The sequence below is a fragment of the Aeromonas sp. R4-2 genome (assembly GCF_040908295.1).
GTDB lineage: Bacteria > Pseudomonadota > Gammaproteobacteria > Enterobacterales > Aeromonadaceae > Aeromonas > Aeromonas veronii.
This window is the reverse complement of sequence record NZ_JBFODL010000014.1, coordinates 517,777-535,196: the sequence shown is the minus strand read 5'-3', so window position 1 is coordinate 535,196 and position 17,420 is coordinate 517,777. Positions and strand designations below refer to the sequence as shown.

At 61.1% G+C, this 17,420-nt stretch carries 11 protein-coding genes; 8 read left to right on the top strand and 3 right to left on the bottom strand.

All coding sequences use genetic code 11. The features are described from left to right. Window positions 1–143 precede the first annotated feature (143 nt). Complete coding sequence (rdgC, locus tag AB5Y99_RS12940) at window positions 144–1,055, bottom strand: recombination-associated protein RdgC (protein WP_005347467.1); 912 nt, start codon at window positions 1,053–1,055, stop codon at window positions 144–146. A 177-nt stretch (window positions 1,056–1,232) separates the two neighbouring features. On the opposite strand from rdgC, the gene AB5Y99_RS12935 reads away from it, so the two are divergent. The 3 genes from AB5Y99_RS12935 (at window position 1,233) to AB5Y99_RS12925 (ending at window position 6,740) form a co-directional block, all read left to right on the top strand. Next, entirely contained in the window at window positions 1,233–1,661 is a 429-nt protein-coding gene (locus AB5Y99_RS12935; protein WP_100654228.1) for a GNAT family N-acetyltransferase, read from the top strand. 103 nt (window positions 1,662–1,764) lie between these two features. Beyond that, window positions 1,765–2,991 (top strand): exonuclease SbcCD subunit D C-terminal domain-containing protein, encoded by a 1,227-nt coding sequence (locus AB5Y99_RS12930; RefSeq protein ID WP_368209834.1) that lies wholly within the window; start codon window positions 1,765–1,767, stop codon window positions 2,989–2,991. After that, complete coding sequence (locus AB5Y99_RS12925) at window positions 2,988–6,740, top strand: AAA family ATPase (RefSeq protein WP_368209833.1); 3,753 nt, start codon at window positions 2,988–2,990, stop codon at window positions 6,738–6,740. Before AB5Y99_RS12930 ends, AB5Y99_RS12925 begins: the two co-directional genes overlap by 4 nt. 93 nt (window positions 6,741–6,833) lie before the next feature. Here AB5Y99_RS12925 and AB5Y99_RS12920 read toward each other — a convergent pair whose 3' ends face one another. Together AB5Y99_RS12920 and AB5Y99_RS12915 are read right to left on the bottom strand one after the other, a co-directional pair. After that, entirely contained in the window at window positions 6,834–7,598 is a 765-nt protein-coding gene (locus AB5Y99_RS12920; protein ID WP_231720395.1) for a class III extradiol ring-cleavage dioxygenase, read from the bottom strand. A gap of 167 nt (window positions 7,599–7,765) precedes the next feature. Continuing rightward, entirely contained in the window at window positions 7,766–8,008 is a 243-nt protein-coding gene (locus AB5Y99_RS12915; RefSeq protein WP_139493569.1) for a hypothetical protein, read from the bottom strand. A gap of 308 nt (window positions 8,009–8,316) precedes the next feature. On the opposite strand from AB5Y99_RS12915, the gene pykF reads away from it, so the two are divergent. The 5 genes from pykF (at window position 8,317) to AB5Y99_RS12890 (ending at window position 17,375) form a co-directional block, all read left to right on the top strand. Next, the gene (pykF, locus tag AB5Y99_RS12910; protein WP_031227651.1) at window positions 8,317–9,729 is read left to right on the top strand and encodes a pyruvate kinase PykF; all 1,413 of its coding nucleotides are present in this window, start codon (window positions 8,317–8,319) and stop codon (window positions 9,727–9,729) included. Between the two features lie 150 nt (window positions 9,730–9,879). Continuing rightward, entirely contained in the window at window positions 9,880–13,209 is a 3,330-nt protein-coding gene (gene mscK / locus AB5Y99_RS12905; RefSeq protein ID WP_058057772.1) for a mechanosensitive channel MscK, read from the top strand. A gap of 405 nt (window positions 13,210–13,614) precedes the next feature. Beyond that, window positions 13,615–14,019: a hypothetical protein gene (locus tag AB5Y99_RS12900; protein ID WP_247824141.1), complete on the top strand. Its 405-nt coding sequence runs from the start codon at window positions 13,615–13,617 to the stop codon at window positions 14,017–14,019. Window positions 14,020–14,072: 53 nt separating this feature from the next. Next, complete coding sequence (locus AB5Y99_RS12895; RefSeq protein WP_323890969.1) at window positions 14,073–16,103, top strand: M13 family metallopeptidase; 2,031 nt, start codon at window positions 14,073–14,075, stop codon at window positions 16,101–16,103. A gap of 339 nt (window positions 16,104–16,442) precedes the next feature. Then, window positions 16,443–17,375, top strand: coding sequence for a GGDEF domain-containing protein (locus AB5Y99_RS12890; RefSeq protein WP_270658999.1), 933 nt, complete (start codon window positions 16,443–16,445; stop codon window positions 17,373–17,375). Window positions 17,376–17,420 lie beyond the last annotated feature (45 nt).

Here is a 17,420-nt window from a genome sequence, read left to right as displayed (position 1 = left end):
ATTGGCGCTGATAGCTCAAGTTATTGAACAAGATCAATATCTTACTCATCTATCAATAATGGCTATCCGTAACAGATATAAAAAAACCGCCCGAAGGCGGCTTTTACGATGGGATGGCAGAGGCCAAACAGGCGCAAGTCCGGTTAGATGGACTGCTCTTCGCCACCCAGGGCGGCAAACAGCGCCGGGATAAACTGGGACAGCTCGGCGGTGACCAGCGCGAAGTCGGCATCCAGACGGGCGGCAGGATCTTCGCTGGTGACGTCGTCGTTCTGCTCGCGCAGCTCTTCGCTGAATTTCAGACGCTTGATGGAGAGATCATCCCCCAGCACGAAGCTGACGGTCTCGCCCCAGTTGAGGGCCAGCTTGGTCACCAGCTTGTCGTTGGCCAGGTGGTTCTTGATTTCATCCGTCATCAGATCCTGCTGCTTGCAGCGGATAATACCGCCGTGCTCCATGGCACTGCGCAGCTCGGCTTCATCTTCCAGCGTGAAAGAGGCCGGCAGGTTGCCCTCGTTCAACCACTCGGTCATGGTGATCTCGGGCGGGTTCTTGAGAGCCACCGGCACCACCGGCAGGGAGCCGATGGATTTGCGCAGCAGCGCCAGCAGATCGTCCGCCTTCTTGGCAGAACCTGCATCCACCACCATCAAATTGTCGGCCGGATTGATCCAGGCGAAGGTCTGGCTGGTACGACTGAAGGCACGGGGCAGCAGGGTGTGGAGGATCTCCTCTTTCAGCGCTTCCTTCTCTTTCTTCTTGAGGGCGCGTCCCTGTTCGAACTCGATCGCCTCTACCTTCTCGGCCAGCATCTCCTTGACCACGGTACCTGGCAGCATCTTCTCCTCTTTGCGGGCGCAGATGAGGATATGGCCGGAGGCGCTGTGAGTCAGGGTTGAGCCGAATTTGCCAAGGGGCTTGACCCACCCGAAACGGGAGATGTCCTGACTGCCGCAAGGGGTGAAGGCACAGGCTTCCAGCTGGGTTTCCAGCTGATCCACGGTCAGGTCAAAGGGGCGGGTAAAGCGATAAATCTGCAGGTTTTTAAACCACATGGCGTCCTCGGTCTCTAGATTGTCCGGCGGGCATTGTACTAGAGAGGCGCTTTGTGATCAGCCAATCATTCTCGCTAAATAAAGGGCGATCGACCTCACAGGGTCTCATTTATGTCACCTGTTTGTTCATCAAGTTCTCCTAGACTGCGAAAGTAAATTGTTAATAAGGATGAAGGTATGTTGCGGCCCAGTCGCCCGGAAGACATGGAAGAGATCGTCGAAATCTGGTTGCTGGCCTCCCTGCAGGCCCACGATTTCGTCGATGCCTCCTGCTGGTGGCAGGCCCAGGAGGATCTACGTACCCGCTATCTCGATCGCGCCGCCATCTGGGTGTTCGAGGAGCGCGGCGATCTGCTCGGTTTCATGGCACTGGCGGACAACTATCTCGCCGCCCTCTTTGTGCGCCCCGACCGTCAGGGCCGCGGCGTCGGCCACGCCCTGCTGCAGGAGGCGAAGCGTCAGGGGGCGTCGCTCCACGCCCGGGTCTTTGTCGAGAATGATCAGGCGGTGCGTTTCTATCGCCGCCACGGCTTCGTCATCGAGGCCGAGGAGTCCGATCCCCTTACCGGCCACCCCCAATACCGGATGTGCTGCGAACCTGCCTGAATCGATGCCAGCCCCCTGTTTTACTTGAAAAAAGCACGGGGCATCCTCATCTTGTCACCATCGGGTGCCACAGGCACCGTCCCTGCAACCGGGCTGCTTTCCAATGAAAATCCTCCATACCGCCGACTGGCACCTTGGCCATCAACTTCATGGCCATGACCGCCGTTTTGAACACGATGCCTTTCTCAACTGGCTGAGCGACACCCTCAAGGCGCGCGAGATCGACGCCCTGCTGGTGGCGGGCGATCTGTTTGATACTGCCAATCCGCCCGCCAGCGCCTGGCAACAGCTCTACCGCTTTCTGGCGCGGCTGCGCGCCGAGATGCCCCACCTCAATATGGTGCTGATCGGCGGCAACCACGACTCCCCCTCCAAGCTCGATGCCCCCCACGAGTTGCTGCGCGCCTTTGACCTGCATCTGGTCGGCAGCATCAGCCGCGACAGTGAGGGTAAGCTCGAAACCGACCGCCTGCTGGTGCCACTACAAGACAAGGAGGGTAACATTGCCGCCTGGTGCGCCGCCGTGCCGTTCCTGCGCAGCAGCGATCTGCGGGTGGAACAGCTGGCAGAAGGACAAGACAGGCTGATTGAAGGGGTTAGGCAGGTCTATGCCGAGGTGCTGGCCGAAGGGCGCGCTCGCTGCGGGGAGGCGCTGCCGCTCATCGCCATGGGCCACGCCTATCTGGCGGCGGGCCAGCTCTCGGAGCTGTCGGAGCGGCGGGTGCTTGGCGGCAACCAGCATGCCCTGCCCGCCGATCTTTTCGCCGCAGCCGACTACACGGCGCTCGGTCACCTCCATCTGGCCCAGAGCCCGACCGAGGGGGTGCACTACAGCGGCTCGCCGCTGCCCCTGTCGCTGGCCGAGGCCAACTACAACCATCAGGTGCTGGAAGTGACCTTTGCGGGGGGGAAACTGGCCGGGTTGGAGCGGATCCGGGTGCCCCGCGCGGTGGAGATGATCCGCCTGCCCCAGAGCACCCTCGACGACGCGTTGAACGCCATCGCTTCGCTCGAGCTGCCTGCTTGTCCACAAGAGGCACAACCCTTCCTCGAAGTGCGGCTGCTGCTGCCCAAGCCCGAGGCCCGCATCCGCGAGCGGATTCTCGCCGCCATCGCAGACAAATCGGTGCGTCTGGCCCGCATCAGCACCCAGTATCAGGGCTCGGGCGAAGGGCTGGCCGATGGTCGCGAGCGGCGCAGGCTCGATGAACTCTCCCCCACCGAGGTGTTTCGCCTCTGCTATCAGCGCCAGTTTGAGGGGGAGCCCGAGGCTGGGCTAGTTGCCTCGTTTGAAGAGATCCTGGAGCTGGTGAAGGAGTCAAACCAATGAAAATCTTGTCTCTGTCAGGTGAGAATCTGGCCAGTCTGACCGGCCCCTTCACCATCGACTTTACCAAGGGGGCGCTCGGCGCCGCCGGTCTGTTTGCCATCACCGGCAATACCGGCGCGGGCAAGAGCACATTGCTCGACGCCATTTGCCTGGCCCTCTACGACGAGATGCCGCGCTTTATCGCCAATCGCAAGAACGTGGCCGAAGTGGGTCGCATGGATGATGAAGAGAAGCTCAAGGCCAACGACGTACGAGGCATCCTCAGTCGCGGCCACGCCAGCGGTTTTGCCGAGGTGCAGTTTCGTGGCTGCGATGGTCGCATCTGGCTGGCCCGCTGGGCGGTGCGCCGGGCGCGAAACCGCTCGGAGGGGCGTTTTCAGGCGCAAGAGCGAACCCTGACCGATGTGGAGTCCGGGCAGGTCTTCTCCGGCAGCAAGCGGGAGCTGCAGGATCGCATCGACGAGCTGGTGGGTCTCTCCTGGGAGCAGTTCCGCCGCGCGGTGATCCTGCCGCAGGGGGAATTTGCCGCCTTTCTCAAATCGGATGCCAACGAGCGCTCCGCCCTGCTCGAACGGATGACCGGCACCGAGCTCTACTCCGCCATCTCCATCCAGACCTATGAACGGGCGCGGGAAGAGCAGCAGAAGCTGGCCACCATCGCCCAGCGCCTCGGCGACGTGGCACTGATGGATGAAGCGACCCGCGAACAGTGGGTAAGCCAGCAGATAAGCCTCTCCACCACCCTCAAGCACGAGCAGCAGCAACAGCAGCTGATGCAGGACTTGCGCGACCTCAACAGCCGCATTGCCGCCCAGCTGCAGGGCTGCGCCGAGGGACAGGCGGCGCTCGATGCAGCCCTGCAAGCCCACGGCGCCGCCGCCCCCGAGCGCGAGGAGTTTACCCGCGCCGAGCAGGCCCAGGTGGCCCGCGCCGATCACGACGAGCTGGCCCGCCTCACTCTGGAAGTGCAGCAGCAGGAGAAGGTGATCGCCGAGCTTGGGCCGGAGCTGGCCAAACTCGAAGAGCAGACCCAGCAGAGCGCGCTGACCGAACAGCAGTTGTTGGCGGAGAAGATCGCCGCCGAGCGGGAATGGGGCGCCCTGCAACCCGAACTCAAGCGGGCGCAGGAGCTCGATACCCGCATCCGGGAGAAAGTGCAGCAGTTGCAGAAGATCCAGCAGGAGGGGGCGCAGGAACGAGAAGTGCAGCTCACCCTCGAGCAGGGTTGGCGCGAGCAGAGCCGACAGGTGGAACTGCTCAAGCAGCAGCACCAGCAGTGGGGGCTCTGGCTCGAAGAGCACAAGGAGCTGGCACCGGTTGCCCGCCAGTGGCAGCCCCTGCTCACCGCCATGCAGGATTGGGCCGAGGATGCCGACAAGCTGCAGCAACTGCTCACCCTGCGCGATCACAAGCTGCGCGCCCTGCAACAGTTGCAGCGCCAGCTGGAGCAAGGCCAGCAGGAGCGCGACTACTGGCAACATGAACAAGCTCGGCTGCAACAGCAACAGAACGAGCTGCAGGAGCAGCAGTGGGAGAGCCGCCTCGCCAAGGCGCAGGAGCAGTGGCAGCAGCAAACCGAACAGCTGGGTCAGCTGCGCCAGTTGCTGGAGCTGGCCGACTATGGCCGCAACCACGGCGAACAGCATGGCCGCCTGCAGCAGGAGATTGCCCAGCTGGAGCAGGCGCTCGGCAAGCTCGCCACCCTAAGCGAAGAGCTGGCCCCCGCCCGCGAGCGGCTCGCCCTGCAGCGGGATGAGGCGCGCCACGCGCTGGAGCAGTCCCGCGCCATCGCCAGCTTCGAGCAGTATCGCCATATCCTGAGCGATGGCGAACCTTGCCCGCTGTGCGGTTCCGGGGAGCACCCCTACAGCCAGAGCCAGCCACAGGTGGCGGGGATCCTGGGTCAGCTGGCGGAGCGGGTCAGAAGCCTCGAACTCGAATGGGATCGCCTCAATCATCAATACATCCAGTGCGAGAGCGAGCGTCAGGAGCTGGCCCGCCAGCTGGCGGTACGCCAGCAGCACCTGCCAGAGCTGGAAAACCGCGCCGAGCAGCTGACCCAGCGCTGGCAACAGCTGGGGGGCGATACCCTGCTCGGCCATCCGCTACCGCTGCGCCAAAGCCCCATTGAGTGGAACGAGCTGATGAGCACCCTGCTTGGCCGTGGCCAGGCGCTGGAGCAGGGGTTGGCCCAGAGCCAGCAGCAGCTGCGTCAGGCCCAGCTTGGTCAACAACAGCTGCAAGGGGTGCGTCAGCAACTGAGCCAACTGGCTGCCCAGCACCAGCAGTTTGACCAGCAGTGGCAGGAGGCCGATCGCCAGCGCATCGCGCAGGAAGGGGAAGTGAAGGGGATTGGCGAGCAGGAGGCGACCCTGCGCCAGCGCCTTGAGCAAAGCGCCCACCGCCTCGACGAGCAGATGGGCGGCCAACCGTGGCGCCAGTGGCTCGGCAGCCAGCAGTGGCACGAGTGGCAGCGAGCCTGCGAGGCCTGGCTGCACGGCCAGAGCGAGTGGGAGCGGCTGGCCAGCGAGATCGCCAGCCTCACCCCCGCACTAAGTGCGCAGGAGGCGCGCCTGCAGACCCAGCGCGAGCTGCTGCACAAACTCGAGCGGGACTACAAGGAGCACGAACAGCAGCGTCAGGGGCTGCTCACCAGCCGCGCCGCCTGTCTGAATGGCGAGGAGATCCCGCTGGTCGAGAGCCGCTGGCAACAGCGGCTGCAACAACTCGCCAGCGAACTGGAGCTGATGCAAAGCGGCGCCCGCGCTCTGCGGGAGCGGCAGACCGAACTCAAGACCCGCCTCACCCATGTGGAGCAGGAAAAGCAGACCAGCAGTCGCCGCAAGCGGGAGGTGCTGGGGCGCTGGGCTGCCCACGCCAGTACCCTCGGCATTGCCGAGTACGACCTGCGCCGCCTGCTTGCCATCACTCCCGATGAGCTCAAGGCTCGCCGCACGGCCCTGCAAGGATTGGAAGATGTCCTTGGTGAGGCGCGTACCCGCCTCGCCGAGCGGCAACGGGCGCTGGCACTGGAGGAGAGCAAGCGGGATCGCTATCGTGAGCATCACCCCGAGCTGGCCGCCCTGCCGGATGCAGAGCTGAGCGATCTACTGGCGGCACTCGATGCCCGTTGTCGCGCCCTTGAAGAGCAGCTGTTCGAGTGCAAGAGCAAACTGGCACAGGCCGAAGCCGCCGCCCTCAAGGCGGGCAGCCTGCAACAGGAACTGGCCGCCCAGCAGGCAGTGGCCGACCACTGGCAGCAGCTGTGCGATCTGATCGGGCAAGCCAACGGCGCCAAGTTCCGCACCTTCGCCCAGAGCCTCACCCTCGAGCGTCTGCTGTTGGAGGCCAACGCCCAGCTCGCCGAGCTGTCGCCGCGCTACCGGCTGGAGCGGGTACCCGGCACCGATCTGGCGCTACAAGTGGTGGATCTCGACATGGGGGACGAGGTGCGCTCGGTGGACTCCCTCTCCGGTGGCGAGAGTTTTCTGGTGTCGCTGGCGCTGGCGCTGGCCCTCTCCAGCCTCTCGTCACGGCAGACCCAGGTCGAGTCGCTCTTTATCGACGAGGGGTTTGGCACGCTCGATCCGGACAGTCTGGATCTGGCGCTCGCCAGTCTCGACTCCCTCCAAGCCGCCGGTCGCCAGATCGGGGTCATCTCCCACGTCCAGACGCTGGTGGAGCGGATTGGCGTGCAGATCAGGGTCGAAGCCCTCGGCGGCGGCGAGAGCCGGGTAGTGGTCCCCTGAGTAGCATCAGCTCAATCACCAGTACCATCGGCTAAATCACTACGCCGTAAACAACAAGACCCCGCCAATTGGCGGGGTCTTGTTGAGAGGCTATCAGCCGAAGCGGTAGGCGCCCATATAGAGGCTGCCGCCATCCCAGCTCTCGTGCAGCCGGGTGGGCGCCACACCATCAGCGGCCCCCAACGCCACAAAGAGTGGGCGCAGATGATCGTCGTGGGGATGGGACTCCACTGCTCCGGGAGCCAGCCGACGATAGTCGAGCAGCGCCAGACGATCCTCGTCGGCCATCTTCTGCTCCAGCCAGTCGACAAACTGGCTGGCCCACTCTGGCACTGGCGAGCCTTCCGGTGCCAGCGCCCGCAGGTTGTGGGTAATGGCGCCAGAGGCGAGGATGCCAATCCCCTGACTGCGCAGCGCCCCCAATACCTCTCCCAGTTGCCACAACTGAGCCGGGGTGAAGCTCGCGGGAATGGAGAGCTGCACCAGCGGGATCTCGCTGTTTGGGTCGATCAGGGAGAGCGGCGACCAGACCCCGTGATCCAGCTCGCGCCGCACCGGGGTGGCGGTCAGTCCGGCCAGTGCCAGCTGGTCGCTCACCCCTTGTTGCAGCCACTCGGGGCTGCTGGCAGGCCAGCGCATCCGGTAGAGGGGCTCGGGAAAGCCGTAAAAGTCGTACATCAAGGCCGGTTTGGGCTCGACGTTGATCTGCAGCTCGCGGCTGAACCAGTGGGCGGAGATGACCACCAGCCCCTTGAGCTCACCCAGACGCAGGGTTCGCAGAAAGCGGGTGGCGGGTTGCTCACGCAGCACCAGATCCGGTGCGCCGTGAGAGATAAACCAGACGGGGGCGAGGGACATAAAGCGGACTCCAACAAAGTATCAGGGGGCGATACCGGAGGGGATATCGCTGTTGGAATCGATTATCCCCCTGCCATTAAAGGTGAACAATCCAGCAAGATATATAAGCACTATCAACTAATGGTTGATAATTTCACGCCTTCACGACAGGAAATCGGCAATAGATATCAAGGCTGCGGTGCATCCGGCAGCGGTCGGGCTACACGAAGCGCCATCCGGGTCGCGGCACTGTGATCCTGCCACTCTCGCCACGCCAATCCCTCGGCGGCCGCCTCCCCTTTCACTGGATGGGAGAAGATCGCCAGCAGACCGGCATTGTCAGGCCAGTAGCGGGCTGGCAGTGTCTGAACCAGCAGCAGGGCGGCGCCCAGCAAGAGCAGAGCCCATCCGGTTTCATGGCTGTTTTTCATCCCGGCCTCCTTCACCCGTGCGCCAATGAACTAACATTTTTGCGCAAGCCGGTGACAAGACGGTGACAGCGGACGGGTGGTCATTTTACAACATCTGAACCTCAACCCGGCCAAACAACCACAGATGGCAACATTTGTATCCCTTCAGCCCGAACCTGTGGCCGTATGCTCTAAAATGTGACTCACAGGAAAACGTTATCCCTGAAAAGAAAACGTTATCTGGTCAAAACGTTGTTTCTGGATCATAAAAAGATTCCAAAAACTGGTGTATATTGCTCGGCGGAAATTCCTTAACCATGAAGATTGACATGAAAAAGACCAAAATTGTCTGCACCATCGGTCCGAAGACCGAATCCAAAGAAATGCTGGCCAAAATGCTGGACGCCGGCATGAACGTCATGCGCCTGAACTTCTCCCACGGTGACTACGCCGAGCACGGCAGCCGCATCAGCAACCTGCGCGCTGTGATGGCCGAGACCGGCAAGCACGCAGCTATCCTGCTGGACACCAAGGGTCCGGAAATCCGTACCATGAAGCTGGAAGGCGGCAACGACGTCGCGCTGGTCGCTGGCCAGACTTTCACCTTCACCACCGACCAGACTGTGGTTGGCAACAAAGACAAAGTGGCCGTGACCTATGCCGGTTTCGCCAACGATCTGCGCGTCGGCAACCGTATCCTGGTTGATGACGGCCTGATCGGTCTGGACGTTATCGAAATCACCGAGCGCGAAGTTATCTGTAAAGTGCTGAACAACGGTGATCTGGGCGAGAACAAAGGCGTTAACCTGCCGGGCGTCTCCATCAAGCTGCCGGCCCTGGCCGAGAAAGACAAGCGCGACCTGATCTTCGGTTGCGAGCAAGGCGTTGATTTCGTTGCTGCTTCTTTCATCCGTAAGAAAGAAGACGTTCTGGAAATCCGTGAGCACCTGAAAGCCCACGGTGGCGAGAACATCCAGATCATCTCCAAGATCGAAAACCAGGAAGGTCTGGACAACTTCGACGAGATCCTGGCTGTTTCCGACGGCATCATGGTTGCTCGTGGCGACATGGGTGTAGAGATCCCGGTTGAAGAAGTTATCTTCGCCCAGAAGATGATCATCGCCAAGTGCAACAAAGCCCGCAAAGTGGTTATCACTGCCACCCAGATGCTGGACTCCATGATCAAGAACCCGCGTCCGACCCGCGCCGAAGCTGGTGACGTGGCCAACGCCATCCTGGACGGTACCGACGCAGTGATGCTGTCCGGTGAATCCGCCAAGGGTAAGTACCCGCTGGAAGCCGTAACCATCATGGCCACCATCTGCGAGCGTACCGATGCCGTGATGCCGTCCAACCTGTCTGCTGCCAACGACAGCAACAAGCTGCGCATCACCGAAGCCGTATGTAAAGGCGCCGTAGAGACCTCCGAGAAGCTGGACGCCCCGCTGATCGTGGTCGCTACCGAAGGCGGCAAGTCTGCCAAGGCCATTCGCAAGTACTTCCCGAAAGCCTGGATCCTGGCTATCACCACCAACAAGAAAACTGCTGCCCAGCTGGTTCTGACCAAGGGTGTGGTTGCTCACGTGGTTGACAGCATCGCCTCTACCGACGATTTCTATCGCATCGGTAAAGAAGCCGCGCTGGAAATCGGCATGGGTCTGAAAGGTGACGTGGTTGTGATGGTCTCCGGTGCTCTGGTACCGAGCGGCACCACCAACACCGCTTCTGTTCACGTTCTTTAATCAGAGCTGAACGAGTTGAAAACGGCGCCTGCGGGCGCCGTTTTTTTTGTCTCTCCCCCCTGCTTACCTGACAAGCCCGGTGTTAGAATCCACGCGAATTTAATCTATGCGGGAAATCTCCCGAATATCGCGTAATAACCCGGAAGTTATATGCCCTCAATACGTTTTAAAAGAGTCTCGGCCACCCTGTTGCCGCTGCTCTGTCTCCTTGCCAGCCTCTGCGTGCCGCAAGCCATGGCGCAAGATGTCCCCTCTCGCAACGCAGTTCAGCGAGCGCTGGATGGTCTGGGTAAATCAGAGACCCTGACCGTCAGTCAGCAAGCAGATCAGAAGTTGCTGACCGAAACCCTCGCCCTGCTCGACAGCATCGACAAGGAAGAGGCGAAGGCCAAGACCCAGGCCCAGCGGATCCGCAACCTGCCCACCGAACTCAGAGAGATCAGCGCCAAGCTCGATGCCCTGACCAAGGGCAAGAGTGCCGAGCAGATCAAGAGCGAATACGCCAGCATGAGTCTGGCAGAGCTCGACAGCCGTCAGCCGGAAGTGCTGGCCAACATGCAGGCGGCCCAGGAGGCCCTCGGCGCCATCGGCAGCCAGCTCACCAGCTTGCAGACCCTGCCGGAGCGGGCCCAGGCCAGCATGAGCCGTGCCTACCAGCGCAGTCAGGAGATCCGTACCCGCCTCAACGCAGGTGAAAGCGTCTCCAGCGCCGAGAAGATGAAGCTCGGTGCCGAGCTGGCCCTGCTCGACCTGCAACTGGCCCACCTGCAAAAGGAGCTGGATAACCGAACCAGCATGCAGGATCTGGCGATCAAGCAGCGCGACTACCAGAGTGCCCGTCTCGCCAGCGAAGAGCAGAAACTGCAGCTGTTGCAGGATCAGAGCAGCGCCAAGCGCCTCGGCGATACCGAAAAAACCGCCGAGCAGACCGGTGAACTGGTGGCGACCGAAGACAGCCCGCTGGTGCAAAAAGAGCAGGAGCTCAACCACCAGCTCAGCCAGCAGCTGATCGGTGCCACCACCAGCCTCAACTCGCTGGTCCAGAAAAACCTGCAAGCCAAGAGCTGGCTGGAGCGTGGCATCCAGACCGAGCGCAACCTCAATGAACAGGTGCAGATGCTCAAGGGCAATCTGCTGCTGTCGCGCATTCTCTATCAGCTCTACCAGCAGTTGGAAGCGGCGCCCACCATCGCCGTCAAAAATCTGGAAGAGCAGATTGCCGATCTCCATCTGGCCCAGTTTGAACTGAGCCAGCAGCGTGACCAGCTGTTCCAGAAGAACCTCTATCTGGACAATCTGATCGCCGGCAGCAAGGATCCGGTGAGCGAGGAGGACAAGGAGAGCCTTGCCAAGCTGCTCGATACCCGTATCAATCTGCTCGATCAGCTCAACCGCCAACTCGACAGCCAGCTTACCAACGCCATCAGCCTGCAGCTGACCCAGCAGCAGCTGGCGCGGGTCTATGCCTCTATCGAATTTACCCTGCAGCAACATATCTTCTGGGTAAGCAGCAACAAGCCCATCGACAGCAAGTGGTTTATCAGCTGGCCCGCCCAGGCCTACAAACAGGCCTCCGACTGGGTATTGAAACCGGACTGGAAACGCTGGCGCGAAGAGCTGCTCGGGATCTCCCTGCTTGCCTTCCCGCTGCTGCTGATCGGCGGCCTGCTGGTCTGGAAACGTCCGGCGCTGGTTGAGCGCGAGAAGAAGATCACCAAGGACCTTGGCCGTTTCCGTCAGGACAGCCAGTGGCACACCCCGCGCGCCCTGCTCTATACCGTGCTGCAACGCCTGCCGGGCAGCATGTTCATTCTGGCTGGCGGTCTGCTGCTCACCTACTGCGGTCTGCTCAGTCCCAAGCTGATGTTCCAGATCACCCTGAACCTTGCCCTCGGCTATCTGGTATTCAGCGTCTATCTGGCGGTGATGCGCCCGGGCGGCATCGCCGAAACCCACTTCCGGATCCCGAAAGCGGAGCTGCAGGCCAAGCGCAACAGCATGCGCTACATCTGGTTACCACTGCTGCCGCTCATCATGCTCGCAACCAAGGCGGTGGTTGAACCCTCCACCCTGGGCAACGACGTGATCGGCCAGGCCATGACCCTGACCCTGCTGGGGCTGGCCGCCTATCTGGTGTTCCCCATCTCCCGCGCCCGCATCAAGGGCGAGGCGAGCATGCAGAAGTCGCTGATCGCCATTGCCCTGGCGCTGGCACCGGTGGCGCTGATCGTGCTGGCCGTGCTCGGTTACTACTACACCGCGCTGAAGCTGACCGGTCGCCTGATCGAATCCTTCTACCTCATCATCATCTGGAGCCTGGTCTACCGCACCGCCCTGCGTGGTCTGGAGCTGGCTGCCCGTCGTCTGGCCTACCGCCGTGCGGTGGCCAAGCGTGAGCACAAATCTTCGGAAGATGCGGAAGGTGGCGAGTCCATCGAAGAGCAGCCCATGGATCTGGAGGATGTCAGCCAGCAGTCCCTGCGTCTGACCCGTACCGTGCTGATGCTGATCTTCGGCGTCGCCTTCTACTGGCTCTGGTCCGATCTGGTGGCGGTCTTCTCCTACCTCGACAGCATGGTGCTGTGGCACCGCAGTGAAGGCACCGGCGCCAACGCCGTGCTGTTCCCCATCAGCCTGAGTGATGTGCTGATCGGCTTCCTGCTGCTCGGCGGTGCCTGGTCACTGGCGCGCAACCTGCCCGGCTTGCTGGAGGTGCTGGTGCTCTCCAAGCTCAATCTGGCTCAGGGGACCGCCTACGCCATCACCACCATGCTCAACTACGTGCTGATCGGCTTTGGCTCCCTCACCGCTCTTTCCATGATGGGCGTGCAGTGGGACAAGCTGCAGTGGGTAGCGGGTGGTCTGTCAGTCGGTATCGGTTTCGGCATGAAGGAGATCCTCTCCAATTTCGTCTCCGGCATCATCATCCTGTTCGAGCGTCCGGTGCGGATCGGTGACACCGTCACCATCGGCTCCTTCTCCGGTACCGTCTCGCGGATCCGCATTCGCGCCACCACCCTGACCGACTTCGACCGCAAAGAGGTGATCATCCCCAACCAGCAACTGATGACAGAACGGCTCATCAACTGGTCGCTGAGTGACACCGTCACCCGGGTGATCGTACGGGTGGGCGTGGCGTATGGCTCGGATCTGGAGCTGACCCGCACCCTGCTCAAACAGGCGGCCGACGAAAACAGCCGGGTGCTGAAAGACCCGGCCCCCATCGTCTACTTCCTCACCTTTGGCGCCAGCACGCTGGATCACGAGCTGCGCTTCTTCGTGAGCGAACTGGGAGACCGCAACCCGGCGGTGGACGAGTTGAACCGCAAGATCGACCAGCTGTTCCGCGAGAACGGCATCGAGATCGCCTTCAACCAGATGGATGTCTACATCAAGAACATGCAGGGCGAAGAGCAGAAGGTGGAGTCCAACTCCGCCGCCCTGCCGCCGCCCGCGGAAGATGGCAAGCAGCCAGCCTGATAGCGAACTGCACTGATCTGATGACAACAGCCGCTCACCCAGGTGAGCGGCTTTTTTATGCCAGTTTATGGCGATAGAGACAGTTATCCATTGCCAACATGGCTGGCCGCCGCACAACAGGCAGCCATCACCCTTGATAAAATATAAAGAGAAATAAAAGTCTAAAAACAAACACTTGCCCTACACCACTACTTACCGCATGGATGAAACCTGCGCCCTTCTCCCCTCACCGCCCCCCATACCGCGCTCGCTCCGGCTCCCGGATTTTTATAACTTTTTTTAATTTTATTTGAGTGTCCTCTTCATCCTGACCATTGCAAAGTGGCGCCATTCCAGCGCCGGGCCCTGTGACCACCACCCTGCTGACACCGACTTGCTCATTTGATAATTGAAAGGATCCGAGAGATGAAACACTCCTTGATGGTAATGGGAATAGCCGCCTGTCTGGCATTAAGCGGCTGCCAGAATATGGACACCAAGAAAGTCCTGATAGGTGCAGCTGCGCTGGGGGCCATCGGCGCCGCTGGCTATTACGCCGGGAAAAAGCACAGCGATAACAAACACGAGCATGATGGCCAGCATGACGATAGCGATGACCAGCATATGGCCACCAGCAAGATGCCCCGTTACTGCTCTGGGGAAGCAGCCCGCAAATTCCATGTCTCCCCGCGCGATATCACCACCGAGTCGGCAGAAGAGAACGGCCACAGATACAAGGTCTATGGCCAGTACGAGACCGACGATGATGCAGTCGACTTTACCTGCACCTTCAATCACGACGGTCGCTTCCTCTCGGTCGTTCGCAGCTGATTGACCAGCAGTTACAGCCAATCACCACAGGCTCCCCATACAGGACACTCACGATGAAACAGCAACGCAGCATGATCGCTAGCCTGATTGCGCTGGCCCTGCTTGGCCTCGCGCCATGCGCCGGTGCCACCAGCGGCCACTCCGGGGTGGATCTGGCCAGCATGGATAACAGCGTGCGCGCGGCGGACGATCTGTTTCGCCACGTAAACGGCAACTGGCTGGCCCGGACCCAAATACCGGATGACCTGCCGGGACAGACCATCGGCAATCTGCTGGCGGACAAGTCGCTGGAGGATCGCAAGGTGTTGCTGGAGGCGCTGCTCAAGCGCCCGCAACAGGCCGGAACCCCTCGCCAGCAGATCGCCGATCTCTACGCCAGCTATCTGGATCAGGCCGGGCGGGATGCCAAAGGGCTGACCCCCATTCAGCCACTGCGTGACGAGATCATGGCCATCCATGATGGCGCCTCGCTGGCCACCTACTTTGCCCGGGTTAACAAGCTGGGGGGCGGCGCTCCCTTTGGTATCGGGATCATGGCCGACAAGAAGCAGCCTGACAGCTACGGGATCTACCTGCAGCAATCCGGCCTCGGTCTGCCGGATCGGGACTACTACCTGAAAGCGGATGCCGCCAGCAAGGCTCTGCGGGCCAGCTACGAGCAGTTCATTACCGCTCTGCTCAACCATGCCGGCATCGAGGGGGCGAGCGAACAGGCTCATCGCATTCTGACGCTGGAGACCCGCCTCGCCAGCCTGCAGTGGGGCAGAGTCAAACTGCGGGATGACAACCTCACCTACAACAAACTGCCCATCGCCCGCCTAAGTCAGTTGCTGCCCACCCTGGATTGGCAACGCTACCTTGCAGAGGCCGGTATCGTCGGGGAAACGGAGATCATCGTCAGTGAGCCGGACTATCTGGAGAAGCTGACCGCCGTGATGCAGGAGACCAGCATCGCGCAGTGGCAATCCTACTGCCTGTTCCATCTGCTACGCACTTATGCACCCTATCTCGACAGCCAGAGCAATGCCCTGCACTTCGCTTTCTACGGCACGACCCTGAGCGGCATCCCCCGGCAGCGGGAGCCCTGGAAGCAGGCCATGGAGGTGCTGGACGACTATCTGGGTCAGGCGGTGGGCAAACTCTACGTGGATCGCTACTTCCCGGTCGAAGCCAAGGCGCAGATGGCAACCATGGTGCGCAATCTGATCGCCGCCTATCGCCAGGAGATCGGCGAGCTCGACTGGATGTCTGCCCCGACCAAACAGCAGGCGCTGGCAAAACTGGACAAGGTACGGGTCAAGATCGGTTATCCCGACCAGTGGCAGGATTACAGCGCAATCGAGATCCGTCCCGATGATCTGGTCGGCAATGCCCAACGCGCGGCCACGGTGCGTTACAACGAGCACCTTGCCCGCCTCCATCAACCGGTGGATCGGGAGGAGTGGTTCGACAATCCGCAGACGGTGAACGCCTACTACAACCCGAACAACAACGAGATCGTCTTCCCGGCCGCCATACTGCAACCGCCCTACTTCGATCTGAAGGCGGATGATGCGGTCAACTATGGCGCCATCGGCGCGGTCATCGGTCACGAGCTGAGCCATGGTTTCGATGATCAGGGGGCCAAATTCGATGGCAACGGTGCCTTGCACAACTGGTGGGCTCCGGCCGATCTCAAGGAGTTCACCGCCAGAGCGCAAAAACTGGCGAAACAGTACGACCGTTTCGAGCCCATCAAGGGGGAGCATGTCAACGGCCAGCTGACCCTTGGCGAGAACATCGGCGATCTCGGCGGCTTGACCATCGCCCACAAGGCGTACCGGCTCGCCCTGGGCAACCGCCAGCCAGCGGTGCTCGATGGCTTTACCGCCGAGCAGCGCTTCTTTATCGGCTGGGCGCAGGTGTGGAAAGGGAAGTACCGGCCCGAGCTCGCTGCCGTTCTGCTCAAGACAGATCCCCACTCGCCGCTGGAGTACCGGGTCAATGGCGTCGTCGCGAATATGCCGGCCTTCTATCTCGCCTTTGCCATCAAGCCGGGAGACAAGCTCTATCTGCCACCTTCCGAGCGTGTGAAGATTTGGTGACCACCAGCAGGGGCCCTGGCCCGAAAAGCTCCAGCAGATGGACCACCTCCACCTGAGCTGAAGATGACCGACACAGGGAGTGTCTGTTTTACCCTGCCTGGTTTTTCCCGACCCACATGTGCCTGACCATGTGGGTTTTTTTGACCCTTTTGCTCTACCCCTTCTCCTCAGCCTGCCCAGCTTTCACCCGATACGGCCACGGCAAACAACTCCGCCGTTTTCTCGCCTTTGCCATTGGCTGAAAAACCGGCGGCGGAACCACCATAAATCGGTTTACCACCAAACAGGTCTGACCTATGGTAAAGCATGTAAAAGATGCATCGTGGAGCCGCTTTTCCTATGAATGACCGAGAACTGCAACAGATCCTGTTTCGCTCCTTCGATGTGATCCCGCTGCCTATTCTGGTGTCCGAATCCATTGCCCGTCACGATGGCTGCTCACCCGACATGATCCCGCAGCGGCGCCACCGCTTCCTGAATAAAGCCTTTATTGAGCAGCTGGGCTACAACCTTGACGATCTGCCGGACATGGCCTCCTGGTTTCAGGTCGCCTACCCGGATGAAGGGTATCGCCGCACCATCATCGACTCCTGGCACTCCCAGGTGGAACAGAGCTTGTCTCAAGGGCTGGAGGTCGCCGAAATGCCTGCGCTGATCCGCTGCAAGAGCGGTCAGTCGCGCTGGTTTATCGTCACTGCCCAGCTGGGTGCCGATGCCATCCCGGATGGCCATATCGTCACCTTTCGCGATATCCACGACCTGCAGTGCATGGTGGAAGAGGTGAGCCGCCTCTCCTGCACCGATCCGCTCACCGAACTGACCAACCGGCGTGGCGCCCAGCAACAGTTGCAAGCCCTTTGGTTGCAGGGTGAGCCCCTCTCGGTGGTGTTGGGAGATATCGACCATTTCAAGCAGGTCAATGACCGCTACGGCCACCCTGCTGGCGATGCCGCGCTCTGCGCCGTCGCCCACGCCATGGCGAGCCAGCTGTTGCCGGGGGAGAGCCTGGCCCGTTGGGGCGGGGAGGAGTTCCTGCTGATCCTGCCTGGTTGCGATATTGACCAGGCAGCACGGCGCGCCGAACAGCTGCGCCAGCATGTCAGTACCACCCGATTGCCATGGCAGGGGAAGCAGCTCTCCCTCACCATCAGTCTGGGGTGTGCCAGCATGAAGGGGCAGGAGAGCATCGACTATCTGCTGATGATGGCCGACCGGGCCCTTTATCAGGCCAAGGATCAGGGGCGTAACCGGGTTGTCATCTCGACGGAATAGAGTGATCACCAGAAAGGAAAGCCGACTCGCGGCCATAAAAAAACC